Source organism: Paraburkholderia fungorum, assembly GCF_003610895.1.
Lineage (GTDB): Bacteria > Pseudomonadota > Gammaproteobacteria > Burkholderiales > Burkholderiaceae > Paraburkholderia > Paraburkholderia fungorum_B.
Genome location: NZ_MCAS01000020.1, coordinates 1 through 26664, shown reverse-complemented (window position 1 = coordinate 26664; position 26664 = coordinate 1). Strand labels below are relative to the sequence as shown.

Genomic DNA, 26664 nt, shown 5'->3' with positions numbered 1-26664 from the left:
CTATCCCTTGACGGCGCCGGACGCAATGCCGCGCACAAACCAGCGGCCCGAAATGAAGTAGACCGCAAGCGGCACCATGGAGGTGAGAATGGTCGCCGCCATATTGACGTTATAGAGCCGCTCGCCGGTCGTCGTGTTGATGATGTTGTTCAATTGCACGGTCATCGGCAGGTTTTTCGTGCCGGCGAACACCAGGCCGAGAATGAAGTCGTTCCAGATACCCGTCACCTGCATGATGACCGCGACGACGATGATCGGCGTGGACATGGGCAGCATCAGTTGCAGGAAGATACGCCAGAAGCCGCCGCCGTCGATGCGCGCGGCCTTGAACAGCTCCTGTGGAATCGACGTGTAATAGTTGCGAAACAGCAGCGTCATCACCGGCATGCCGAAGATGGTGTGAATCACCACGATGCCCGGCAGCGAACTGAACAGATGCACGCTCGCCAGCACACGCACGAGCGGATAGACCATCACCTGCACAGGAATGAAGGCGCCCATCAGCAGCACGCCGAACAGCAAGCCGGCCCCACGCGGCCGCCAGAACGACAGCGCATAGCCGTTCACCGCACCGATCGCGATCGACAACGCCGTGCTGGGCACGACGATACGCACCGAATTCCAGAAACCGACCTGAATGCCGTTGCAATCGAGCCCGGTGCAGGCGGATTGCCACGCGGCGCTCCATGCGTCGAGTGTGAAATGGGTGGGAAAAGCGAGCAGATTGCCGAGGCGAATCTCGCTCATCGGTTTGACCGACGTGACGAGCATCACGTACAGCGGCAGCAGGAAGAACAAGGCGGCGGTAAGCAAAAAGGCGTAGACGCCGAGACGCGCGGGCGTAAATGTCTGCCGGCGCCGGCGGCCATGACTCGGTGTGCCGCCTTTCAGTGAAGGACTGAGCGTGTTCATCACCCCTCCTTGCGCAAGGCAGCGCGGCTGCGGGCATAGAAGAACGGCGCGAGAATCGCCAGCACCGTTGCCAGCAACACGATCGAGGCGGCCGACGCGAGGCCGATGTTCGCGCGGCCGAACAGGTAATCCATGATGAATTTCGCGGGCACTTCGCTTGCCGTGCCAGGACCGCCTTGCGTCATGGCGACGACCGCGTCGTAGAGCTTCACCACCATCACGAAGAGCAGCACGAAAGCGGTGGACATGGAGGGCCCGAGCATCGGCACGACGATGCTCGCATACACGCGCCAACGTGGAATGCCGTCGATACGCGCGGCTTTCCACAGTTCGTCGTCGATACCGCGCAAGCCGGCCAGCAGCAGCGCCATCACGAGGCCGGACGCCTGCCACACCGTCGCGATCACGATCGTGTAGATCACCCAGTCCTGATCGACGATCCAGTCGAAACGCGCATGCACGAAACCGAGTTTGTGCAACACGGCCTGCGCGCCCAACTCGGGATTCAGAATCCACTGCCAGACCAGTCCGGTGGCGACGAACGACATCGCATACGGGTAGAGAAACACCGTGCGCAACGCGCCTTCTCCCACCACACGCTGATCGATGAAGATCGCCAGCAGCAAACCGATCAGCATGCACGCAACAATGAAGCACGCACCGTAGATCACGATGTTTTGCAGCGACAGCAGCCAACGGTCATTGTTGAACAGCCGCGTGTATTGCGCGAGGCCCGCGAAGTCGCCGGAAGGAAACGTGCGCGAGTTGCTGAGGGACACGCGCGCGGTCCAGACCATCGTGCCGAGATACGCGAACACGACGGTCAGCACCATCGGCAGCAACGCCACCCACACCGCTATCGGCAAACGCTTCTTGAGCGGCTTCTTCAGCGGCCCTTTGCGATGACCTGAATCGGCGGCCGGCAGCTTGAGCGCGTGCATGGCGCGCGCCTAGCTCTTCAACGCACTGGCAAACGCCTTCTGCGCATCGTCGACCGACTGGTTCTTGTTCCAGAAGTTGGTGATGACGTCGATCAACGCGCCCTGCGTGTCAGGCGAGAGCAGCATTTCCGGATTCGGCAACTGGCGCGACTTGTCCTTCATGATCGCAATGCCCTCCTTCGCGCAGATGTCGAGACTGCTCGCGTCCACGTCGGGACGAATCGGGATCGAGCCTTTCTTCGCGCTGAATGCGACTTGCGCGGCCGGCGAGGTCATCACCGTGGCAAGCAGATTCTGCGCCTTGATTGCGCTGGCATTGTCGGTTTTCGGGAACACGAATACGTCGCCCGCGACCAGATACGGCGAGTGCGGACCGAACCCCGGGAAGCAGCCGAAGTCCTTGCCGGCCGTCTGGTTGGCCGCCGAGAATTCGCCCTTGGCCCAGTCGCCCATGATCTGGACTCCTGCCTTGCCGGAAATCACCAGTGCGGTGGCGTCGTTCCAGTTGCGGCCGGGCGAGCCTGGATCGACGAAGTCATGCAAGCGCTTGAACTGCGCGAGCACCTTCTTGAACGCGTCGGACTTGACGGCGTTCTGGTCACGATCGCGATACACCTTCAGATAGAGATCGGGACCGCCTACGTCGGCGAATACCGCGTCGAACGTGATCTTTTCCTGCCACGGCTGACCGCCGAGCGCGAGCGGGATCACGCCCGCGGCTTTCAGTTTGGCGAGATCGGCGAGGAATTCGTCGTAGCTCTTCGGCTCGGCGGCAATGCCGGCCTTCTGGAATACCGGCTTCGAATAGAAGAACCAGGCCGGCATATGAATATCGACCGGCGCGGCGTAGTAATGGCCTTTCACCCGGACGCTGTCGATGATCGACTGCGGGAACACGTTGTTCCAGTTTTCTTTCGCGGCCACGTCGTCGACGTTGTTCAGCAGGCCCTGGTCGATCAGGTCGTGAAACTGTTTAGAAGTATTAAATTGCGCGGCGGTGGGTGGATCGCCGCCGACGATCCGGTTGATCGCGGTGGAGCGAGCCTGATCGGCGCCGGCCACTGCGTTGTCGATCCACTGGCCGCCGGCTTTGTTATATGCATCGGCGAACTGGCGGATCGCGGCCGATTCACCGCCCGAGGTCCACCAGTGAATCACATTGGCTTTCAGGGGCTCAGCGGCATGCGCGACGGCGCCAACTAACGCCAGTGCCGCTGCCACGCTCGCCGTGATCATTTTTCTGCTGTTCATTCCGTCTCCTATGTCGACCAGAGTTAGCGCTTTAGCTGTCGGCTAGAGTTAGCGCTTCAGCTGTCGGCCAGAGTAAGCGCTTCAGCGCTTACTCTGGCCCCATGCAAAGCTCTTACTCTAGCCCCATGCAAAGCTCTTACTTCGGTCCCATGCAACCCAATCGCACCGGGCTTTGCGCCCGTGTTTCAAGTCGACATACAAACCAGCTCCACCTCGCCGCTAAACTCGCGCCCCGCGCTCCTTCAAAAATTTCGCCACCAGCTCCGCACTGCGCTTGACCGTGCGCTTCTGCGTACTGTAATCGACATGCACCACCCCAAAGCGACGCTCATAACCAAACGCCCACTCGAAGTTATCCATCAGCGACCACAGAAAATAGCCGCGAACATCCACGCCGGCCTTGATCGCCTGATCGACCGCCGCGAGATGGCGCTTCAGGAACGAGATGCGCTGCGTGTCGTCGACGTGGCCGTCGATCACCTTGTCGTCCGAAGCCATGCCGTTTTCCGTGATGTAGATCGGCGGCAGGTTGTGATACGTGCGCCTGAAACCGGTCAGCAGGTCGCGCAAGCCATCCGGGTGCACCTCCCAGCCCATCTGCGTGCGCTCGACGCCTTCAAGCGGCACCTCCCGGAATCCATGGCCGCCGTCGCTCGCAACGTTCGTGCGGAAGTAGTAGTTGATGCCGAGGAAATCGAGCGGCGCGGCAATGGTCTGCATGTCGCCGTCGAGCACCAGCGGCTCGGTGCCGGGCCACAACTCGAACAGGTCCTGCGGATAGGCGCCCTTGAGCAGCGGATCGAGAATCCACGCGTTGTGCTGGACTTCGAATAGATGCGCCGCGCGCTGATCGGCGGCGCTATCGCTATTGGCCGTGCCGCGGCCGATGTTGGCGACGATACCTTTCTGCGAAGCCGGATCGTTGGCGCGCAATACCGGAATCGCGAGGCCATGTGCGAGCAGCAGGTGATGCATCGCCTGCGTCGCAAAACGTCCGTCGGCGAGGCCTGGCGCATGGTGGCCATTGCCGTAGCCGAGATAAGCCGAGCACCACGGCTCGTTGAGCGTGGCCCATGCGTCGACTGTGCCGGCCAGTTCGCGGCTCATCAGATCGGCGTAGTCGGCAAAACGGTAAGCGGTATCGCGGTTGAGCCAGCCGCCGCGATCTTCCAGATGCTGCGGCAAATCCCAGTGATAGAGCGTCACGAAAGTCGTGACGCCCTTCTCTTTCAGGCGGTTCAGCAGGCGCTTGTAGAAGTCGAGCCCTTTGCGGTTGGGCACGCCTGCCGCGTCCATCACGCGTGGCCATGCAATCGAGAGCCGGTAGCCTTCGAGGCCCAGCGAGACCAGCATGTCGATGTCGGCTTCCCACCGATGATAGTGATCGCAGGCCACCGCGCCGGTGTCGCCGGCCAGCACCTTGCCGGGCGTCGCGGAGAAGGTGTCCCAGATCGACGGCAGGCGGCCGTCTTCGTTCACCGCGCCTTCGATCTGATACGAGGCCGTGGCGGCGCCAAGCAGGAAGTTCTTGCGCCACAACGCGGAGTCAGCGGGCGGGCTGAAGGGATCGGCGAGCGGGTTGTCGGAAACGGCGGGGGACCGCGCGTCGAATACAGCGGATGCGTCGTTTGCCACGGATTCTCCTTCACTGAGGTCGTTGAACCGGGTACGGCGAAGCTCGATGCGGAAGCTGGCTGGAAAGCTGCCCGGAGGCCGCTTGCAAGCTGCCTGGAAAGCGTCTGGAAGCTGAAGTGGAAGCGCTTCCACAGCGACCAGCGAACGATAGCAGTGGCGAATTCAACGCAGCAATCAGGGTTTGTCTGGAGGGCCGACTGGCATGCGCGGCGCTGTTATGCGCCGCGCATTCAAAGCCGTGCGGCCAAGGTCAAGCTTTCACCGGCAGATCGAACGCACCACCGTCATAAGCCTCGCAATACGCTTTCCAGTCGGCGTTCACCTGGGCCTCGCACTGCGTCGCGAGTTCGATCAACGGCAATCGCCAGTCGTTGCGATTGCCGAACGCAATCAACTCATCCGCAATCGACGATTTTTGCCGTCCACCGCTGCGCAGTTGCCCCCATGCGCTCAATTCGGCCATGCTGTTAATCACGGCTTCGAGCCGCGGCAGCTTGTCGTCCCAGGCGCTCAACGCCACACGGTCTTCCGAAGGTTGCAAGCTGCGCAGCACATACGAGCACTGATTGAAATCGACCGCGTGCAGGAACGCCTGCGAGACGGCCTGATTGCGCCGTTGAATCTCAACCACGCGTTGCGCCTCGCTGTGCCATTTCGGCTGCGGCGTGCGTACATGTGGCGTCACAGAAGAAGGCAGCGCCTCTTTCAGATCGAGCAGATAGTTACCGTCCGGCGAACCTTTGCCTTCGACAAGAATCGCGTAACGGTCCACGCCCAGGCTGCCGGTGCCGGCAATCCGCCGGGCCACGTCGATCACGCGATAGAAGTCCGGATTGGGTTGAGTGGCGGCGAACTGATGCAGGAACGCGGTGACGGTGGCTCGTGCCTCGTCGCTGACCGGCAGCGCTTTTTTGCCGTCCACCTTAAGCACGCGAGTCTTGCCCTTGAGCGTGGTGCGCCGGTCGAGATAGGCAGCACGCGTGCGGCTCGCCAGCGCATCGAACAGATCGCGCACCATGCCGACCGAAGTCTCCGCTTCGATCCAGCGCGCTTTGCCGAAAGCGAGCGCCCCGCTATACGCATCGACCGCCGTATGGCAGAGCGCGAGTGCCTGCGCGCGGCTCAGTTTGAGGTCGCTCGCACCGACCAGCACGCTCGTGAGAAGCCGCACCAGTTCGTAAAGACTCGGCGCGAGGCAGGCTTCGTCGAAGTCGTTGTTGTCGAAATAGATGAGGCGGTTGTCGCCCTTGTAGCTGCCGAAATTTTCCAGATGCATGTCGCCGCAAATCCAAACCGGCGGCGCATCGTCGAGCACCTTGTCGCGCGGCAGGCGCGCGTAAAACAGATGACATGTACCCCGCAGAAACACGAACGGCGAGCTGCGCATGAGCTTGTATTTCATGGCGAGCCGTTCAGGATCGCGACCGGTATTGAAGCTGGCGATGGTGTGTGCGATATCGGACATGGATTTCTCTTTCATGCGGCTCGTTTCGGGGTTCAACTCGAATTCAGAATGGGCTCAAGGCGTGCGGATCGAATCCGCGAGCGCATGCAGATTGAGCGGTTTCACGCGAATCACGCCGCCGCGCGGACTGTCGATATCGGCAACCAGCATGAACGACAGCGACACGATCAGCGGAACGATCAGCAACAGCCCCGCACTCGCTTTCAAACCGCGCGCGCCATAACCGACCAGCACGTTGGCGCACACGCCGATCAGCACCATCAGCGCCCACGCCGCGTAGGGAATGCGATTCCACCACGCGGCCTGCGTATAACCTTGCGTATTGAGCACGTCGTTCATTCCAGCGACGGCGAGCGCGACCACCGGAGTGGGCTGCGCGGCGGCGGCGTTCTTCACGGCTGACCACATTGCGCTCTGCAAGCGCGACGTCTCGGCATTGACCCGGGCGAGATCGCCGTCGTCGCGCGTTGTATAGAACTGCACGCGCTCGTCGAGATAAGATTTCAGCAAGCTGCGCACGGCCGCCGCATCGGCGGCAGGCAGCAGATCGGCACGGACGTACTCGGTGCCGATCGCGTTCGCCTCTTCTTCCTCATAGTTCTTGCGTTGATCGTAGCGGCCTACCGCCATCGAAAAAGTGAAACCGATGATCAGCGCGAGCAGCGTTAGCGTGGCGGCCTGAATCACGCCGAAGTCGTCGCGTGCATCGTCCTCGATCCTTCTGAAACGCCGCAGCACCGACGCACCGACGCGCGCCGACAACCACATCGTCACGAAAGAAAGAATGAATACGAGTCCAGGATAGTCAGGGAGGCTTAGCATGGGCGAGCGCTTTTCTCGTCGGAGTTCTGTTAGCGGGAACGCTTTGGGCGGTGATCAAACGTGCACTGCCACTGCATCATAAGAGACGCGGCGTGGATCGGGAAGCATGCGCCCGGAACCGAGCGGGCGCAGGGCGGCGGCCGGCATGCCGGCCGTCAGGAACCTGTCATCAGATAGTAACGTCCGTCCGCGCTGACATTGAAGCCGAAACCGCATTCCATCGGAGAACCGTGCGTCCGAACATCGAGCGTCTCCGGCGCGGCGAGCTTGAACTCGATCAGGCATTTGTCCGCGGGCTTTCCCGCTGGTTTGTCGTAAGGCGCGAGGTTGGTGATCCTCGCCGTGGCATCGAGCGGCGCATCGCCACCGCCGTCGGTCATCGGCACGCGCGCCACACCGTCGTAAAAGCGCACGTAGGCCGACAGGCTGCCCATGTTCGCGCTGGGCTGACCGTCGGCGCCGACCGTGGGATACACGAAGTCGCCGTCGATCCGATAGACACCGTGCCGACCTTTCACCGGCTTCACCTCGATGCTGTTCCACGCGCCGAAGAACATATAACTAGCGAAGCGCGCGCCGTTCGGCGGCACCCCGCTCACCACCCCCTTGCCGGCGATCGATTCAAGACGCTGACGCGCGGCCGCGACCGCACGGCCGAGCAGCGCGTCGTTGGGATAGTCGTCGCCACGGCTCACCGCGCTGCGGTAGTACGCGCGCGCGTCCGGCAGCGCGCCCAGCTTCAACTGCACGTCGCCCTGATGAACCAGCGCCATCGCCACGCGGGCCCGCGCCGAACTGGTGGCTTTCGGCGAGTTCTCCTCGTTCGCCTGCATGGCGGTCGCTTCGGCGAGCGCGGCTTCCATCTCGACCAGCGTTTGCGCCTCCTTGACGCGTCCGGCTTCAAGCGCGGCCACGCCCAACGCCGCGCATGACGCGTTCGTTCGGCACGGCACGTCTTTGCCTGCCAGCAGGTTGCGCCGATAGAGTTCGGCACGCGACGCGGCGGCTTCCGTTTGCGCCGCGGCGAGCGCAGGCATCAGCACTGCAGTGGCGGCGGTGACGGCAACGGCAGCAACGATGGTTTTGACGTTCATGAGCGAGAGAGGACGGTGGCAACGATGCGTTTCAAAGACGCGCTTCAAGCAGCCATATGCGCCACACGTCTTGAGGTGGGTCGCGACGGACACTGGCCGTGATGCTGACAGAAAACCGCCGATTGCGCGAACCCTCGCACGCCACCGAAGCATGTACGCGATCGGACGATTCAGCCGTAAGGCCCGGCACGCGGCGCTCCGTGACGTTTGAACCTGCGCGGAAGCGGACGTGACGCGTGTTCGACATCTCATGCGACTCGCATGGAATCGCTTGCCACGCATGAGCCCTGGTTGATTTCGCGCATCCGCAAGCGTTTGCTTGAAACGGTGCCGGCATGCGAGAACGGCAGGACGAACATGACGTGCACCGACCGGGTGGCCGGCCCACTCACCAATCTATCCTCCGGCCTGCACCCCGAATTTCTTACGATACGCGCCTGGACTCGTCAAAGCGATGCGGCGAAAATGCCGTCGCAGCGACTCCTCCGAACCGAAGCCCGCGAGCTCCGCAACACGCGCCATGGGCAACGGCGTGGATGCTTCAAGCAGTTCCCGCGCGATTGCCACGCGTTCACGCACCAGCCATTCGTAGGGCGCCATGCCGGTGGCGTCGTGAAACTGCCGCTGCAGTGTGCGTGAGCTCATCGCCGCCCGTTCGGCCAGCGAGTGCAAGGTGTGCGGCAAAGCAGGATGGCGGCGCACCCAGTCCATCAGTTTCGCGACGCGGCCGCCTTCATCTTGTGGCATCGGCCGCGGCACGAATTGCGCCTGACCGCCCTCGCGATGCGGCGGCACCACGAGCCGCTGTGCGACCCGATTGGCGACCGCGCTGCCGTGGTCGCGCCGCACCAGATGCAGCAGCATGTCGAGTCCTGCCGCCGATCCCGCCGACGTGATGATCTGCCCTTCGTCGACATATAAGGCATCCGGCTGCACGCGCAATTGCGGATAGCGCTGCTGCAAGATGTCGGCGTAGCGCCAATGGGTTGTCACGGTCTTACCGTCGAGCACACCCGCGGCGGCCAGCACGAACACGCCGGAACAGATCGAACAAAGGCGTACGCCACGCGCGTAGGCAGCGCGAATTTTCTTGAGCAGCGGCTCGGGCGGCAATTCGCCGGCATCGCGCCAACCCGGAATGACGATTGTGTCGGCGCGATCCAGCAGCTTGAGCGTGTAGGGCGCGGCAACGGTGATGCCGCCCGCAGCGCGAATCGGACCGGGTTCGCTCGCGCATACCGCGAAGCGGTACCAATCCACGCCGAGCTCGGGACGTTCGAGCGCGAAGAGTTCGGTCACGCAGCCGAATTCGAACGTACAGAGCCGGTCGTAAGCCAGCGCAACGACGAGATGATTTTGCATGGCGTGATGTTACCGGAGATTGACGATTACGCCACTTACCCGGCGCGTGTAGCGTCGTGACAATGAAGGCTCGAGTGTCCCTGCACCAGGGTTTCGCCAATCCCTTTTAAAATCGCGTGGATCCAGAGCCGATTTTCTGTCGCTGATTTCTGTCGGCAAGCGCAATCCGTCTGGCGCTGAGCAAGGGGATCGCCTCGGCTATGCCGTCGTCCTTATCCGCGTCATCGACTGCGGCAGTACCTGGATCAGAACACGACGCGGCGCCACCTTCGCACCGCAACAAATAAGTAATATTTTGGTAAACATTTTGTAAGTATAAATCTCCAGACTGCGTCTCTTCCCTTCTCTGGAGTATCTCGTGGCCCGTTCCCCGCGTTTGCGCTTTCCCCTGACTGCCCTGACCATGCTGATGGCCGCCGGAGCGTTGACAGCATGCGGAGGCAGCGACGACCTCTCGCCAGCGTCGCAGCAGCGCGCCACTTTCGCGACACTCGATGGCAAGCAGCCCCTCGTCATCGCTCATCGAGGCGCCTCCGGGTATTACCCGGAAGAAACGCTGGAAGCTTATTCGCTGGCGATCGCTATGGGCGCCGACGTGATCGAACCGGATCTCGTCTCCACCAGGGACGGTGTGCTGGTGGCCCGACACGACATCACACTGGCCACCTCCACCGATATCGCAAAACATCCCGAGTTCGCTGCCCGCAAGCGTGCCGGCGAGAACGGCGATGGCGACCCGGTCGCGTCCGACTGGTTTGTCGCCGACTTCACGCTGGCCGAACTCAAGACGCTGCGCGCCACGTCGCCGAACCACCCGGCGGCGCAGAAGTACGACGGTCAGTTCCCGATCGCCACCTTCCAGGAAATCCTCGACCTGATCACGGTCAAGGCCAAGGAAACCGGCAAGACCGTCGCCGTCTACCCGGAAACCAAGAACCCGAGCTACCATCTCCAATTGCTGAAAGACGGCAAGATTCCGGCGCGCCTGGAAGACACGCTGATGAAGCTCATCAACAGCAACGGTCTGAACAGTAAGGACGCGCCCATCCTGGTACAGAGCTTCGAGTCGACCAGCCTGAAATACATGCGCAGCATCGGCTCGAAGGTCAAGCAGGTACAGCTGATCTCCGCTTACGACGTCGACTTCAAGACAGGCAAGCTGATCTACGGCAGCGAACCTGACCACCTCTCCTATAGCCAGCCGACCGACTGGAAACTGGCTGGTGACAAACGCCTGTTCGACGCCATGCTGACACCGGCGGGTCTGGCCGAAATCAAAACCTACGCGGACGGCATTGGCCCGTGGAAGCCGATGGTGATCCCGGTCAAGTGCACGCTCGACACCACAGGCGCGTGCAAGGACATGGACGGCGACGGTAAATTCACTGGCTACAACGACTCCACCTCGCAAACCGCGACTTCGCTGTTAGCCGATGCGCACAAGGCCGGCCTGTTCGTGCATGAGTACACCTTCCGCAGCGAACCGGGCGCCTACAACCTGCCGCTCGACGTCAAAGGCGACGCGGCCGCTGAGTACCAGCAGCATTTCCGTCTCGGCGTGGACGGTGTGTTCTCCGACGTGGCCGACACGGCATTGGCGGGCCGCGCGCGCTATCTGAAGGAACTGGGTCGTTGAGGCGTGTCGTTTGGATTCGCCTTCATTCAATCGAGTGCAGGCGAATCGCACAGCGGTCACTCCTTATCGGCAGTAGCCAGTTGGAAACCCTCGTCGATCCAGCCTGTAATGCCGCCGATCATCACCTTGACAGGGCGGCCGAGCTCGGCGAGCCTGATTGCGGCGCGGGTTGCTCCGTTGCAGTGAGGGCCCGCGCAATAGGTGACAAAGAGCGTATCGGGCGGATACTCGGCGAGCTTCGACGCCACCATCTTGCCGCGTAGTAGATTCACTGCGCCTGGCACATGGCCGCGCGAGAAATGCGCGGGACTGCGCACGTCGAGGAGTACGAAATCGACCGAACGCGGATCGTCGCTCGCGAGTGCCGCGTGGACGTCGGCGCAATCGGTTTCGAATGACAACGACGCGCTGAAGTGGGCGAGTGCCGCAGCGCTGTCGGCGGGGGGTACGGATGAGACAGGGGACATACAAGGCTCCTTGTGCGTGAATCGTTGCAGCACATTGTCCCGTTCTCACGCATAGCCAGCCAGTGGCGTAATTGACAGATTCCGGTAACATCACGCCACAGCGCTATCCGCGTTAAAACGCGTGAGCACGGATAGCGCTGCGGCGTGATATTCGCAATCCTGAACGCAAGCTACAGATCGAGCGGCAGTGTCACCACAAATGCCGTGCCCTCCCCCTCCACCGTATCGACGCTAACGGTGCCGCGGAGCGCGACCGTCACGATCGAGTGCACAATGTGCAAACCCAGCCCGCTACCGCCCTGCCCAAATTTTGTCGTATAGAACGGCTCGAAGATGTGCGGCAGATTCTGCGGCGAAATACCCACTCCGTCATCGGCCACCGTAACCTTGACGAGACCGCCGGCGCTCTCGGCCGACACAGTCACGGTGCCCGTCTCGCGCCCCTCGAAACCATGAACAAAGCTGTTGACGATAAGATTGGTGACCACCTGGCCGAGAGGGCCGGGAAAGCTTTTCATGACGATCTTCTCGTCTATGGCCAGCGCGATTCGATACGGCACATGCTTGAAGGTCGGTCGCAGCGTTGAGACCACTTGCTCGACCAGTTCGCCCAACTCGAAGGCCCTTTGGTGTTCACCCGCCTGATCGACCGCAACCTGCTTGAAATTTCTCACGAGTTTCGCGGCCGAAGACAGTGCCCTTAGCTGGATTTCCGCCGCCGTGCGAACATTAACCAGAAAATTTTCCAGATCGCTCCGCTGCATGCGCCCCTGGTTTTCTTCGAGTTTTCTGCTCAATTCCTGCTCATGCTCCTGCAGCGTCGTTGCGACCATCAGCGCGCTCCCGATCGGTGTATTGATCTCATGCGCGATGCCGGCCACAAGCCGCCCCAGGGCCGCCAGTTTTTCCACCTCGATCAACTCCTTCTCGGCGCGGTGCAATTGCTCACAGTGCTCTTTCTCGCGCAGCGTGAGTTCCTGCTTCTCGATCAGACTGCCACGCAAGTACTCCAGAGAACGGGCCGTGTCACCAATCTCGTCGAGGCGCCCGACATACGGAACTTTGAAATCGAGCGCCTGGCGAGCCGATGGCTCATCGTCGCTCCCGGCCGTGTCCAGACGATGGCTCGCCAATCGTTTCATGGCGAGAGTCATCCGCCTCAATGGCAAACTGACCCGGAAATAGACGAGTAGAAAACCGAGAACGGTAAACAGAAGAGCCAGCGCCACCAGTCCCATACTAACGAATAGCACGTAACCGGCATGGCGGCGCTGCTGATGCGCGCGCAAAACCATCTCGTCCAGTGCCTCGTTCGCAACGTCGACGATGAAACCGAGTTCGACCGTATTGCGTTCCTGTAGATCTCTTATGGGTATGACGATTTTCCCGCCGCCGGCCAGGGTTCCAATCAGCGACTTGCGTTCGTCGGCCATCGGGCCGGAAAAATATTGCTTACTCAGGTTCACCAGATCGACCAGACGCTTTGGCGTATCGCGCAGTTCAACGTCCGCCCTCACCAGACTCCAGGCGTAGTCTGCCTGTCCGGCATCCTGGGCGGCCGCAGCCAGATCCTCCGGACTCCAACCTTTCCCGGCCGCCGCAGCCCGTTCGATGCGCAACGCGATCTGTCCGCCGTAGGTACGCACAGCCCAGGCTGCTCGTTTTATCGTCAGAAAATAATCCACGACGGCATCCCGCCGTTGGATAGAGGTATCGATCAGATCGCTGAGGGCGACCAGCGCCGCGACGTAATCCCCGGCAATTCGTGGCGAATCCTCAATGAGCGAAGGCTCTCGTGCGGCTTGAGGTTTCAGAATCTGGACATCGATACGTTGACGCAATGCCTGCATCGCATCATGAGCAACGAGAACGCGGCGGCGCGCCGACTCCAGTCCCGGCACGTCGATGTGCCCAAGTTCGGCCATGGTGACTTGATACATCCGCTCAGAAATCTCGCGGTTACTGGCAATGCGTATCTTCTCCGGATCTGTCGCAGGATGTTCAGAGACAGTCACTGCGACAAAGGTGCCGCGCTCGATCCGGGTACTGACAAAGGTTCTGAAGAGCGTGCGGCTGACCGTGGCGATAGCGTAGACCCGGTTGGCCTCGTGCTTCTCATGTATTGCGCTGGCCGTCTGCACCAGGCTGCTGATTATCAGCAGGCTGCCCATAGCAACGACGAGCGAGCTAAGGACCGTACGAATCTGCAGTGATTTGAGCTGCCACATAGCGTCTTTTCCCAATACCCCACCCCGCCGTCACAGATCGGTGGGCGCCGGCGACAACAGACAGATGAATCGGTCTTCAGCAACGCTCAGTGAGCCAGGTCGCAAGTTCGGCCCGCGGTAAAGGTTTTGCGATCAGATATCCCTGGATGAAATCGGTGCCGGCATCCTGTGCCATCGCCAGTTGTTCGGCAGTTTCAACACCCTCCAGGATGCTGTCGAACTTCATTTGACGGCAGATCCCGGTAATCAGCTTGACGATCGAGATCGCGTCGCCGGCAGAACCCACATCGGCCGGAACGAAGGACTGATCGATCTTGATCAGGTCGAGCGGGATCCATCGCAGCATGGATAGCGAGGAATAGCCTGTGCCGAAATCGTCGAGCGCGATCTTGTGCCCCTTGCGCCGCGCTTCGGCCAGCAGCGCCACGGTACCTTCATCGGTTAATGCGGCGCTTTCCGTGATCTCGATCTCAACCTGATGCTCGCTCAAGCCCTCCTCCTCGATGATCTGACTGAACCGTGTCAACAGCCCCGGTTCGCTCAGTTGCAGCGGCGAGACGTTGACCGCAACATGCTCGATCCACCCCCGGTCCAGGAAGGGTTTCATTTCCCGGCACGCCATGCGCATGGCCAGGTAGCCGAGATCGACGATGAGGCCGGTCGCCTCGGCGGCAGGAATGAACGCTGAAGGCGGCACCACGCCTCGCAGGGGGCTGCGCCAACGCATCAGTGCTTCCACTGAACGGACCCGGCCGGTCCGGCAATCCACCTGAGGCTGATAGGCGAGGGATAGTCCCTCACCGTTGGCGAGCGCCTCGCGCAATTCGTGAGGAAGCGCCGAGCGGCTCCGCTCGACACTCTCCAGATCTTCCGAGAAATCGACGATGGATCCCCGGCTTCGCGCCCGCGCCGCCTTAAGGGCAATTTCCGCCTTCTGAATGAGATCCGTCTCGACACTGCCCGGCTCGGCCGACGACCTTGCCTGTCCGAACGTAAAACTGAGTCTCAGTGGATTGCCGTCGACCAGCAGCGGTTCTGAAAGCCGGGCTATCAGCTCCTGAGAGACTTTCGGCTCCGGCGTAACCAGACAGAAGACGTCACTGTAGAGACGGCCAAGACGCGAGTCATCGCCTTTGATAAAGCGTAGCCGGTTAGCAAAAGCGATCAGAATTGAATCGCCAAAGGCTTGGCCGAGACATTGATTGTAAAAGTGGAAATTGTCGATATCGATGACCAGAACCAACGGCTTCTGCCCGGCCTCCGCCAGCGCAAGGATGGCGTGCTCGAGCCGGGCGCGGGTGGACAATCCGGTCACGCCGTCGACATACGCAAGATCGGTGATAGCAGCAAACAACTGGGCATTCTCGAGACCCAAACCCGTGTTATGGCAGAAGAGGCGCAGGATGCGCTTCTGGGTATCGTCGAGATGGGTGCGGCCGCGAAGAAAGATGACCCCCTGCCATCCTGTCATATCAATACTGAAGGCAATCGAATCCGGGCCAACGATATCGCGCTTGCATTCGAACGATTCCTTGATCGAGGCGCGCATCTCCTCGTCGGGCAACGCGCCGACGGACTGGCCGAGCAGTTCCGAGGCCCGCCCGGCACCGCCAACGACAATCGCGTCCTTGCAATCGCCCTTTCGCTGGACGCAGATCAACCCATCGGGAGCGATGCCGAGATGAGAGGCCAGACACGTGACGATCCCTTGCGAGAACTCCACGACGGCGCGCCGCCGTACCAGTGACGCCGAAGAACGGATGATCATCTCCAGCCCGTCCTGGTTTTGCTCCAACGCGCGGATATGCTTGTAACCTCTCAGCGCACAAGCGACCGCCGCCCAAAGGCGCGTGCGCGTCAACTCGGTTTTTTCCCGGTAGTCGTTGATATCGAAGCGCCTCAAAACTTCCAGTGGCGGCGCATAGCCCGGTTGCCCGGTGCGCAGGATAATGCGAATCGCACTGTTGCCCATCCGGCCGCGAATCTCATCGGCCAGATCAAGACCCGCCTGATCGTTTTCCATCACCACGTCGAGCAACAGGCACGCAATATCGGGCGACGCCTCGAGCAGAGCACGCCCTTCAGCGGCAGAGTAGGCCGACAGCAACTCAAAACCTCTACCCTCGAAATCCAGACCTTGCAGGGCGAGGCGCGTTGAGTCATGGACCGACTGTTCGTCGTCGATGACCGCCAGGACCCACGGCGCCACGGATCTTTCCGAGGCATCATTTTGCTCGTCCCAGAAGATAAGGTCGCTCATTTCATTACATCCCTAGAGTGGTCAAGTTACTTCGCCCAGACATCCGGGTCGAGATGCCTGGGAAACGATGCCATTTTTGCCTTCTGCAATGGCTTGCTATACAGAAATCCCTGTGCGGCCTGACAGCCGTTCGCCTGCAGAAAAGCCGCCTGCCCCGCCGTCTCGACGCCTTCCGCAACGACTTGCAGTCCAAGGCATCTGGCGAACGAGAGAATCGCCTTGACGAGCTCCGCATGACGTCGGTCCGTCGTCACCTTCTGGATGAACGATCTGTCGATCTTCAGCGAGTCGATGGGGAATCGGGCCAGGTAGCCAAGCGCGGAGTAGCCCGTGCCGAAGTCGTCGATGGCGATGGCAACGCCCATGGATTTGAACGCCGACAGCGTGTGCAATATCGTGTCGTCCTCCTTCAGGAGCAGGCTCTCGGTGATTTCAAGCTCCAGCCATGCCGGGCGACAGCCGGTTTCGTCGAGAATCCCGTCCACCATCGACGCCAGGTCCGGAGACTGAAACTGTTTGGCCGACAGGTTGACTGCCACCTTGTGGGGCACGGTACCTGCGGCGTTCCATTCGGCTGCGGTGCGGCAGGCCTCGCGCAACACCCACTTGCCCAGATCGTTGATCAGGCCCGTTTCCTCGGCTACTGGAATGAACTGATTGGGCGGGACAAGACCAACACCGGGCAGCATCCACCTCAGCAGTGCTTCCGAGCCGATCACTTCGTTCGTATTGAGCGACACCTTGGGCTGATAGCACAATTCGAGTTCCTCGCGCTCGATGGCGCGGCGAAGCCCTGACTCCAGCAGCAGGTGCGCGGATGCATCGACCGTCAGGTCTTTCGAATAGAAGCGAAAGCTGCGACGGCCGGAGCGTTTGGCGAGGTACATCGCCGAATCCGCGTATTTGATCAGGTCGTCAGCTTCAACGCCGTTGGTCGGATAGAGTGCGATGCCGATGCTGCACGAGACGAACACCTCTTTGCCATTCAACACGAAGCGCTCGTCGAACTTGTCAATGATCGTTCTGGCGATATCCTCCAGAGGAGAATGATCCAGAATCTCCGGCAGCAAAATGGCGAATTCGTCGCCCCCAAAACGAGCCACGGTATCGACGCAGCGAACACAGACACTCAGGCGCTCGGCCGCCTCGCGCAGCAACTTGTCGCCTACCGCGTGCCCCATCGTGTCATTGATACCCTTGAAACGATCCATGTCGATCATCATCACGCCAATCAACCAGCGGCGCGCAGACGCGGTGTCGGCAATCGCCTGCCGCAGACGCTCGTCGAACAAGGCACGGTTCGGTAATGACGTGAGCTGATCGTAGTAGGCCATCCGATGGATTTTTTCTCGTGACGCGTACAGCTCCGTGATATCGCGCCCTACGGCCAGGACCGTTTCCACTGTCCCGTCCACACCTGGTTCCGCAACCAGTTTGATAAGATGGCATAGCTCCCTGCCATCTTTCGGATTCCATTTCAATTCGAATTCCAGATCTTCTCCACTGGCGAATACTTCGCCCAGCTTTTGCTCGTAGAAGATCGATTGTGGTCCTCCGCCCCTCTTACCTATCAGAGCGCTTGCGTCGACCTCGAGCAGCGCCGCAAAAATTGGATTGACGTACAGGTGCCGAAAATCTCTGCTATAGCGAATGATCATGTCGGGAGAATGCTCGACTAGCGTCCGAAATTCACGCTCCCGGTGCGTAAGCATTTCCTCGAAACCTTTGTGCGCCGTGATATCACGCGCCACGGCGAGCACACCCGTCACGTTGCCATCGGCATCGAACACTGGAACCTTGCGCGTTTCCAGTAAGGCACGCTCGCCGGTGTCTGGATAAGTCACCCGTCTTTCATCGATGTACGTCCGTCTTGCCTCGATTGTCGCCCTGTCCTTCGCACACAGGAAGTCGGCCAGCTCCGCGTCGAACAGGGAGTGATCTGTCTTGCCGACAATTTCAGGCGCCCGCTTGCCGGCCAATCGCTCAAAGGCGCGGTTGCACGCCAGATACGCGCCATCGGCATCCTTCAGCCAGATCATGTCGGGAATGGTCTGCAACACACTGCGCAACCGGGCCAGTTCCGCGTCCGGCGGCTGGTCCGCCTGCCAGCGGGGAGTGACGTCGCGTGACAGCAGGAGGAATGTGTCGACGGCGGGCGTTGCTCCCGATTTCTTTGCCAACGAATGCTCAAACCACCGACGAGCGCCGTCAGGCGATTCCAGGGAGATAACACGGCCGCTAGCCCCCCCGTCCCTATCGGCTTCCTGTATGGCCTGCACCAGGGCAGCGGCCTGCTGCGGCGGAAACACGTCGCGGACCGTCCTGCCTATCAGCGCTTCCCGGGAGCGCGCCAGCATGTCCGGGTCTTCAGTCCAGACATTCAGGTACCTGCCATTGCGATCCACCTCTAGCAGAATGTCAGAAATGGCCTCGATGATCCCCTCCGCGCAACGCGGTGCCTTCTCAAAATTACGTTCGGACTGCTTCGTTACGTTGATATCCGGCATCGCATCCATAGATCCGGCCAACACGCACCTGCTAGCGTTCCTTCTCACTTACTACCGATCCCATAGCTAGGTATACGGCAGTGGTGCAAATCTTATGAAGACCAATGCAGCTAAGGATTTCCTGAAAGTTCAGTCAGAATTCGTCTGCGGATATTGTCTGCGTACCAACCCGAGCAAAAGACTCAATCCGGATCAAAATCGCGTGCGTGCAATCGAGCATCTCGAGATGACAATTGTGTGCGATGCACGCTGAAAAATTTCGTGTCATATCCTGCTGCGAAGCGGGATTTGAATTAAGGATCGCCCGACATTATTTTCAGCCAGTCCCTACCGAGTTTGGTCTTCGGTGTTTGTTGATGCACGCCGTATACTTTGATGCATGCCGTATATCTTGACGCATGCAGAAACTTGTTGAACTTCACGGCAGAGTCATCAGGGTGGTGTTTTCAGCCGCCCGTGGCTTCGACCACCGTTCTCCAGGTCCTGCGTATCCCGAACGCAGGATCTCTTCCGCCGTGCTTGCACGGCTTTTTTTTAGTACGGCCGTCATCCTTTTTCTGGATGGTGCCAGGTTTGCTACCGGAATTTCGACCGAAGCTTTGTCAGGATTCCCCCGCGTCCCGAGAAATTCTCACTCTCCATGCCGATGCGTTGCCAACGTCTCAACACGGCAATCTCCGTGGAACTAGTTCCGTCTGCTTACCAGAAGATCTGGCATCTGCACTACTGACGATATCGATTACATCAAAACTCGTCTCGTCAAGACGGAAAACCGCTACCGCGTCACGCAGCACAGCCGTCTGCTCTTCCAGAGAACCCGCCGCCGCCGCAGCCTCTTCGACCAACGCCGCGTTGTGCTGGGTTACTTCGTCAATCTGCGTGATTGCCTTGTTGACCTGATCTATTCCGTCAGTCTGTTCGCGTGCTGCGGCTTCGATTTCGCCCATCAGACTGGTCACGAGTTCAACCGACTGCAGCGCTTCGCGCATCGTCTTGCCGGCTTCGGTGACCAGTGACGCGCCCTGGTCCACCTTGGCTGCCGATTCCCCGATCAGTTCCCTGATTTCCTTGGCCGCCGTACCGGAGCGCTGAGCGAGATTGCGCACTTCGGATGCGACTACCGCGAAGCCACGGCCCTGCTCTCCCGCACGCGCCGCTTCGACGGCCGCATTCAATGCGAGGATATTGGTCTGGAACGCTATGCTTTCGATCATCCCAATGATCTCGGAGACTTTGTGCGACGAGGCAGTAATGCCGTTCATCGTCTCGATCACGCGCGTGACGACGGTGCCGCCGCGCGTCACCGTCTCCAACGCACCATGCGCGAGATTGTGTGCCTGCTTCGCATTGTCGGCATTCTGCTTCACCGTCGCCGAAAGCTCCTCCATGCTCGCCGCGGTCTGCTCGAGTGCAGCGGCCTGCTGTTCGGTACGGCGCGACAGATCAGCGTTGCCAGACGCTATTTCATTAGCCCCATGTGTGATTGCACCCGTGCTGGCGCGTACCCTCGATACCGTGTAAACAAGGCCGTCGCGCATTTCCATCAAGGCGCGAAGCAATTGGCCCATTTCATTTTTAGATCTCACGTCGACAGCGATCGTCAAATCACCGGCCGCAATGCGCTGAAAGTGACGAATGGTCTGATTGACCGGCCTCATCACCGCCGCCGACAACCCGACTCGAGCAATCACGCCAACCACGATTGCGATCGTACCGATTGCACCGAACAACAGCGTCGACACGCGAAGCCACAACGCTACCGTTTCGGACTCACGCAGCCTATCGGCCTCCTGGACCTGTTCGAGCTTCGTGATCGCTGCCGCATAGTTCTCGTAGTAGCGGTTTCCGGTGTTTCCCTGAATATTGCGGAAGGCGATGAAATCGTTGTCTTTAAGCGCATTGAACTCCGGGGTGATCGCCTGATCGAGTAGCGTCGTACGTGCCTGTTCGACGGACCGTGCGAGCTTCTCCTCCTCGTCGCTGCCAAACGGGCCAGCCATATAGCTTCGGAAAGCGTCGTTCGAATCGACCAGCATCTTGTGCGCCGTCGGCAACAAGTCGTCGGTTTGCTTGCCAACGCTAAAGAGCGTCTCGCAACTTGCGAGCGTGAGCCGCGCCTGAAGCATCTTCCCCGAACTGGCCGCAAGATGCGACAGCGAGGTCGAACTGTGCTGCGCCGCTTCCAGCCCGCCGCCTACAAATTTGAGCGCACCGTAGCCGGTCGCGATCACAGTCAGTAGAAGTGCGACAAAAACGCTGATGACCAGTGTCAAGCCACCGCGAATGGTGATGTTGTTTAGCATGACCTCTCCTTAATTCCTGGTGGCCGGAAGCGCTCGCATTTGCTCCCGGCGATCATCACCCTCTGTGCTGTTCCGAACCACGTGTTCGTGAGGACGCGATCGGAACCGCCGTAGTGCCGTCCCATTGAGATGCCAGGCATGCGTCGCTATTCAGCCACTATCAATCCATGCCCCAATTGAGGCACTCAGTGCGCCACATACAGTGAGGCGGAACAAAAAAACGGTGTAACGCCCTTTCGGACGTCACACCGGAATACGCCTCTCGCATTGGCGCAAAAAGAACCACCCTGGATACTTAAGTACAACCGCGTCGGTTAGAACGAGTGCTGGATGCCCGCGTACACACCGGTCTGGCTCTTGCCAGGCAGCGGGTTATCGTTGAACGTGCCGCCGGTTTGCGGGCCTCCTGCACCGGCGCTGTTCGCCTCAAGACTGAAGTTGGCGTTCTTGCTGTTACGCACTGTCGCAATCTGCAGATCCAGCAGCGTGCGCTTGGAGAGGTTGTACGAACCGCCTACTGAGTAGATCGTCGCGTTACCCGCATTCTTGTTCGCATTGACGTGGTATACCGCCGCGATCAGCGCGGCAGCCGGCGTAGCTTGCCATGTCACGCCACCCCATTCATGGTCAAGCGACGTAGGTGTCGTGCCCGCCACGCTGGCTGCATTGGACGTGCGCAGAGCCTGATACACCCCTTGAATCTTGAACTGTCCGAGGAACACATTAACTGCTGCGGTGTATTCACGCGAAGCGGTGAATGGATCAGTGAACTGGCCATTGGCGGGGTTGCGGATTTCGTCATACATGCCGCGCAACTGGAAGAGCGCCGACGTGTAAGTCAGCTGAAGACCATCGCTGCGGCCTTGTCCAGTGGCGCTGTTGCCGTTCCAGTTAGTCGCATTAGAAAGAGCGTACTGGCCATAAACATCAAAACCGCCGAATTTCGGCGACTGGTACGAAATATTGTTACTCGTTGCCGCCCAGTTACGACCGCGTACCAGCGATGCCGAGGACCAGCTCGACTGTCCGAACGGATCGAAGTCCCAGACGCCGTTGGAGATAAAAAGCTCACGCCCGAGCAACAGGGTGCCGTAGGCGTCGTTCGAGATACCCACAGTAGCCCAGCGATTGAAGAGCCCGTTCGCACCAGGACCTTGACCGTTCATCGTATTAAAACTGCCTTCCAGCTGAAACAGCACCTTGTTGCCGCTGCCAATATCTTCAACGCCCTTCATGCCCCACAGGCTTGTGCCCCAATCTCCGCTTTCGGCCTTAAACCGATTCGTCGAGCCGCCGTTGCCGTTTGCAAGCCCACTCATATATTCCAGACCTGCATCCAGGCGACCGTACAGCGTTACGCTGCTTTGTGCCTGCGCTGCCATTGCGAACGTCAGCAGCGAAGCTGCAAGTAAAGTTTTTTTCATGATCTCCTCCAACCTTTCTAAAAGTAAAACCCCGAGTACTGCTATGTAGTCCGGTGCCAGCGCACCGAGCCGAAACCGTTCTGAAGGCTTGAAGTGGAACGACAGATGTTGTGTGTCTGCTAGAACTCCTCGTCTTTCCGAAGAAGTCCGCCTTCAGATTTAATTCCCAGTTCGTTGACGGCAACCTTATCGAAACATATTTAGCATTCCTAGTTAACTTTTTATTAAGTGTGCAACGTGTATACGAAATACAACAAGAATGCAGAAATACCGTCCTATAAAATTCCTGCCAATCGCACATAACGGCAGTTGGCGGATTTCCTGAACCCTCCCGGACCCTGAACCAGGCGCGCGTGAATCTCATCCACCGAGACCCTTCCTGCGCGATGCAATAGCCTCTCTTCGCCTCGCCGGAGATTTGCCGACAGAAGTCGCAGGTCGAGAGGTTCCGCTAAACGGTGCGATTAATTCGACCAGCCACCATCGATCACGTGAATCTGGCCGGTCGTAAACGATGACTCGTCGGCTGCGAGATACAAAGCAAGTGCCGCGATCTCCTCGGGCTTACCCACCCGGCCCATCGGTTGACGTGCGACAAACGCCGCGTTCACCTGCTCGACACTCGACTCCTGCTGCGCCGCCTGCTCGGCGATGCGCTGCTGCAGCGACGGAGAGTCGACCGTGCCGGGGCAGATCGCATTACAACGGATCCCATGCGTCACAAAATCAGCGGCGACCGCCTTCGTGAGCCCGATCACGGCGGCCTTCGATGCGCCGTAGACAAAACGGTTCGGCACACCTTTCACGCTCGAAGCAGCCGACGACATGTTGATGATCGAACCGCGACCTTGTTGCAGCATCGCGGGCAGGAACGCACGAATGGTTCGGTACATCGCCTTCGCGTTGAGATCGAAAGCCAGGTCCCAATCCGTTTCCGTTGCATCGAGAATCGACCCGGCGTGTACGAAGCCGGCGCAATTGAAGAGCGCATCGATAGCGCCCAGCTCTTGTGCCAGCACGTTGACTGCCGCGCTGTCGCGAACGTCAAGCCGGCGTACTTCGAAAGGTTTTCCCTCCAGCGCTTCAGTACGAATATCAGTCGCTACCACGCGAGCGCCCTCCGCAGCGAAGAGCTCGGCGGTGGCGAGGCCGATGCCCTGCGCCGCGGCGGTAATCAACACTGTTTTGCCTTCCAGTCTCTTTGTCATCTATTACGGCTCCGGTTGAAATAGTATCTGGACCGCAGGGCCGATCCGGCATGCGGCCCAGCAACGTGCCTTCCGGGCATTCCCGCGGCCCGTCACGGTCGTCTCATGAACTTTACAAACGATAGAACGCCCTCGCGTTCCCACCGAAAATTGCTTCGCGCTCAACATCGGATAGCGACCCGAGTAAAGTGCTCGCCACTGAATGCCACAGCAAGTAGTCGCCGTTAAGATTGAGCACGGGCCAGTCGCTTCCCCACATCAATCGTTCCGGGCCGAACGAAACCAGCAGATGATCGACGTACGGCTTCAGTGTTGTTTCAGTCCAGCCTGGGGCCGCCTCTGTCGCAAGCCCCGACAATTTGCAATGCACCTGCGGCTGGCGCGCCAGACGCGTGATGCCGTCGGCCCAGGTTCGCCAGCAGGCGTGATCGTCGCGGATCGGCGGCTTCGCGCCGTGATCCACGACGACGCGCAGGCTCGGAAAACACGTGGCAAACGTCTCGAACGCATTCACGTGGCGCGCAAAAATCAGTGCGTCGAAAGCAAGGTCATGCGCAAGCAGCGCTTCGACAGCCGGCGCCAACGCAACATCCGCGATCCAGTTGTCATCCGGCAGGTCCTGCAGCATCGGCCGCACACCCTTGAACTTCGGGTCGCGTGCAAATTCCGCTATCAATGCTGGCGCTTCCGGGCCGAGTAACGGCACCCAGCCGACCACGCCCGCAATCGACGCCTCATTTCGCGCGAGCCCCAGTAGATAGCGGGTTTCGTCGATAGTCGGCGCAGCCTGCACAACCACCGTACGCTGGATGTCCGCAAGCGTACGCATCGGTGCAAGATCCGCGGGACCGTAGGTGCGGTACAGCGTTTTCAGATCAGGTGTAAGCCAACCATAATCGCCTCGGGCTGGGTCCCAGTAGTGCTGGTGTGCATCGATACGCATCGTCGATCAGTCCTTCGGTACCGGCGCGCGAGCGTCGAGCAGGCCTTCGTCGCGCAATGCTTCCCACAATGCCGCAGGAATCGAACGCTCAAACGAAGCGACGTTCTCGCGCACCTCATCGACTTTGCGAGCGCCGGTCAGCACGGTTGCCACCGCCGGATGCGCAGACGGAAACTGCAAGGCTACGGCAGCAAGCGGCACATCGTGCCTATGACAAACCGCCTCGAGCCGTGCAACGCGCTCCATCACTTCGAGCGGTGCGGTGCCGTAGTTGAACTTCAGATCGCCCTGCAAGCCCCGCGCAAGAATCCCTGAATTGAACGCGCCGCCGAGCAGAATGCTTACACCGCGCGCCTCGCAAGCAGGCAATAGATTGTCGAGAGCGGCCTGTTCAAGCAACGTATAGCGGCCCGCAAGCAACGCACAATCGATATCGAAATCGGACATTGCCTCAAGAACAGCGGCGCTTTCGTTCACGCCCAGCCCGACCGCTTTCACCGCACCCGAGGCGCGCAAGTCATCGAGCGCACGAAAACCGCCGCCTGCTGTCAGTTGCGTCCAGTAGTGCGAATTCATGTCGCCGTGGGTGTCACGGCCAATATCGTGAACGAGCAGAATGTCAATATCGACGATACCAAGACGCTGCTGACTGTCCTCGAACGAGCGCAGGATGCCGTCATGCGTGTAGTCGTAGACCGCCTCAAACGGCAGCGGATTCTGCCAACCCTCGCTGCCGTCGTATGGCGTCGTACGCGGCAAGAAGCGGCGACCCGCTTTGGTCGACAGCACGTACTCACTGCGCGGATAGCGGCGCAACGCGTCACCGAGTCTGTGCTCCGCTTTGGTATGACCGTAATGCGGCGCCGTGTCGAAGTATCGGATACCCGATTGCCACGCAGCGTTGACGGTGGCTCGCGCGGTTTCGTCCGAGAGATCGTTGTATAGGCCGCCGAGCGGGGCGCTTCCCAGCGACAACGCTGTAACTTCCAGTGTCGTGCGGCCAATCTTGCGCCTACGCCCGATCGCTTCCCCCGTTTCAGTTTTCAAGGAATGCATCTCCATGCGACATGATTTCGGCCACGCGATGCCTGGGTGTGGCATTCGAAGGCAGGCAAGCCGGCCCCACCGGTTCAAACGTCTTGTACGTCAGAATGAATTCCTGATGTCCGAGCGTTTCAGATTTCGACGCCGCGCCGAGCGACACCGCCACTGTTTTCTCGAACACTTCCTGCCCGACTTCTTCAAGTGTGCCGCGGCCTTCGAGAATGCGGCCTGCATCGACGTCCATATCGCCGGCGAGATTGCGGTACGTCGCGGGATTCGCGCAGACCTTGATGACCGGCGAGATCGCCGAGCCAACCACCGACCCACGTCCGGTTGTGAACAGAATCACATGCGCGCCGCAGGCGATCAGTTCGCCGATTTCCGCGTTGTCGCTAATGTTCGGAAAGCCGAAACGCGGCTCGCCGTCGGGTACGACGTCGAGAAGATAAAGGCCGCCGGTCGGCGGAACGTCCCCGGGTTTGATGATGCCGACAATCGGCGACGCGCCGCTTTTCGCATACGCGCCCAAAGATTTTTCCTCCTGCGTGGTGAGGCCACCGTCCGCATTGCCGACCGCAAAACTGCCATGCCCGAGGATCGAGTAGTAGCGCGCCGCCTTCGCCACGCACGCAACGATCTCATCGCCGAGATCCGGCCGTGCCGCGCGCGTTTTCATATGTAACTCACAGCCCACCAGTTCGCCGGTTTCTTCGAAGATACAAGTTGCGCCTGCGTCGATCAGATGATCGAACGCGCGGCCCACGGCCGGATTCGCGGTAATGCCGCTGGTGCCGTCCGAGCCGCCGCAGATCGTGCCGATCACCAGTTCGCTCAGCGCCATCGGCACCTTCTGCTGCGCGGCAAGTTGCTTGCGTGCGCCGCGAATCCAGTCGACGCCGTATTGAATCGTGCTGCGCGTGCCGCCTTTTTCCTGAATCGTCAGCACTTCCACGGGACGGCCGCTCGCGCGCACGACGTCGACGAGGTAGTGCTTGTTCATGCTCTCGCAGCCGAGCGACACAAACAGCACCGCACCTACGTTTGGATGGGTGGTAAGCCGTTCCAGCATCTTCTCGGCGTACCCATTCGGATAGCAGCCGGGAAAGCCGATCAGATGCACCGGCGGTTCGCGCTCGGCGGAGGGGTCGTCGAATGCATCGAA

At 60.1% G+C, this 26664-nt stretch carries 19 protein-coding genes; 1 reads left to right on the top strand and 18 read right to left on the bottom strand.

Annotated features, from left to right (window positions below; translation table 11 throughout):
• The 8 genes from BCY88_RS19565 to ftrA form a co-directional block, all read right to left on the bottom strand.
• Positions 1-912, bottom strand: coding sequence for a carbohydrate ABC transporter permease (locus tag BCY88_RS19565; RefSeq protein ID WP_120345854.1), 912 nt, complete (start codon positions 910-912; stop codon positions 1-3).
• Positions 912-1853, bottom strand: a complete 942-nt coding sequence (locus BCY88_RS19560; protein WP_120345853.1) for a carbohydrate ABC transporter permease — start codon at positions 1851-1853, stop codon at positions 912-914. Before BCY88_RS19560 ends, BCY88_RS19565 begins: the two co-directional genes overlap by 1 nt.
• 9 nt (positions 1854-1862) lie before the next feature.
• Complete coding sequence (locus BCY88_RS19555; protein WP_120345852.1) at positions 1863-3104, bottom strand: ABC transporter substrate-binding protein; 1242 nt, start codon at positions 3102-3104, stop codon at positions 1863-1865.
• Positions 3105-3323: 219 nt separating this feature from the next.
• Positions 3324-4739, bottom strand: a complete 1416-nt coding sequence (locus BCY88_RS19550; protein WP_120345851.1) for a GH1 family beta-glucosidase — start codon at positions 4737-4739, stop codon at positions 3324-3326.
• A gap of 250 nt (positions 4740-4989) precedes the next feature.
• The gene (locus tag BCY88_RS19545) at positions 4990-6204 is read right to left on the bottom strand and encodes a DUF2252 domain-containing protein (RefSeq protein ID WP_120345850.1); all 1215 of its coding nucleotides are present in this window, start codon (positions 6202-6204) and stop codon (positions 4990-4992) included.
• Between the two features lie 54 nt (positions 6205-6258).
• Complete coding sequence (locus BCY88_RS19540) at positions 6259-7026, bottom strand: bestrophin-like domain (RefSeq protein ID WP_120345849.1); 768 nt, start codon at positions 7024-7026, stop codon at positions 6259-6261.
• Between the two features lie 155 nt (positions 7027-7181).
• Positions 7182-8120, bottom strand: a complete 939-nt coding sequence (locus BCY88_RS19535; RefSeq protein ID WP_120345848.1) for a hypothetical protein — start codon at positions 8118-8120, stop codon at positions 7182-7184.
• A 396-nt stretch (positions 8121-8516) separates the two neighbouring features.
• The gene (gene ftrA, locus BCY88_RS19525) at positions 8517-9482 is read right to left on the bottom strand and encodes a transcriptional regulator FtrA (protein WP_120345846.1); all 966 of its coding nucleotides are present in this window, start codon (positions 9480-9482) and stop codon (positions 8517-8519) included.
• A 358-nt stretch (positions 9483-9840) separates the two neighbouring features.
• On the opposite strand from ftrA, the gene BCY88_RS19520 reads away from it, so the two are divergent.
• Entirely contained in the window at positions 9841-11118 is a 1278-nt protein-coding gene (locus tag BCY88_RS19520; RefSeq protein WP_259461453.1) for a glycerophosphodiester phosphodiesterase family protein, read from the top strand.
• A gap of 56 nt (positions 11119-11174) precedes the next feature.
• Here BCY88_RS19520 and BCY88_RS19515 read toward each other — a convergent pair whose 3' ends face one another.
• The 10 genes from BCY88_RS19515 to BCY88_RS19470 form a co-directional block, all read right to left on the bottom strand.
• Positions 11175-11585 (bottom strand): rhodanese-like domain-containing protein, encoded by a 411-nt coding sequence (locus tag BCY88_RS19515; protein WP_120345844.1) that lies wholly within the window; start codon positions 11583-11585, stop codon positions 11175-11177.
• 170 nt (positions 11586-11755) lie between these two features.
• On the bottom strand, positions 11756-13813 hold the full coding sequence (locus tag BCY88_RS19510) for a sensor histidine kinase (RefSeq protein ID WP_120345843.1): 2058 nt from the start codon (positions 13811-13813) through the stop codon (positions 11756-11758).
• Between the two features lie 76 nt (positions 13814-13889).
• The gene (locus BCY88_RS19505; protein ID WP_120345842.1) at positions 13890-16073 is read right to left on the bottom strand and encodes a putative bifunctional diguanylate cyclase/phosphodiesterase; all 2184 of its coding nucleotides are present in this window, start codon (positions 16071-16073) and stop codon (positions 13890-13892) included.
• 26 nt (positions 16074-16099) lie between these two features.
• The gene (locus tag BCY88_RS19500) at positions 16100-18580 is read right to left on the bottom strand and encodes a sensor domain-containing protein (protein ID WP_220669677.1); all 2481 of its coding nucleotides are present in this window, start codon (positions 18578-18580) and stop codon (positions 16100-16102) included.
• A 662-nt stretch (positions 18581-19242) separates the two neighbouring features.
• Positions 19243-20883, bottom strand: coding sequence for a methyl-accepting chemotaxis protein (locus tag BCY88_RS19495; RefSeq protein WP_120345840.1), 1641 nt, complete (start codon positions 20881-20883; stop codon positions 19243-19245).
• Between the two features lie 314 nt (positions 20884-21197).
• Entirely contained in the window at positions 21198-22307 is a 1110-nt protein-coding gene (locus tag BCY88_RS19490) for a porin (RefSeq protein WP_120345839.1), read from the bottom strand.
• Positions 22308-22771: 464 nt separating this feature from the next.
• The gene (locus BCY88_RS19485) at positions 22772-23515 is read right to left on the bottom strand and encodes an SDR family oxidoreductase (RefSeq protein WP_120345838.1); all 744 of its coding nucleotides are present in this window, start codon (positions 23513-23515) and stop codon (positions 22772-22774) included.
• A gap of 112 nt (positions 23516-23627) precedes the next feature.
• Positions 23628-24458, bottom strand: coding sequence for an amidohydrolase family protein (locus BCY88_RS19480; RefSeq protein ID WP_120345837.1), 831 nt, complete (start codon positions 24456-24458; stop codon positions 23628-23630).
• Between the two features lie 6 nt (positions 24459-24464).
• Positions 24465-25514, bottom strand: coding sequence for an aldo/keto reductase (locus BCY88_RS19475; protein WP_120345918.1), 1050 nt, complete (start codon positions 25512-25514; stop codon positions 24465-24467).
• The coding region (locus tag BCY88_RS19470; RefSeq protein ID WP_120345836.1) for a UxaA family hydrolase at positions 25495-26664 on the bottom strand (1170 nt) is incomplete at its 5' end. The genes BCY88_RS19475 and BCY88_RS19470, both read right to left, overlap by 20 nt.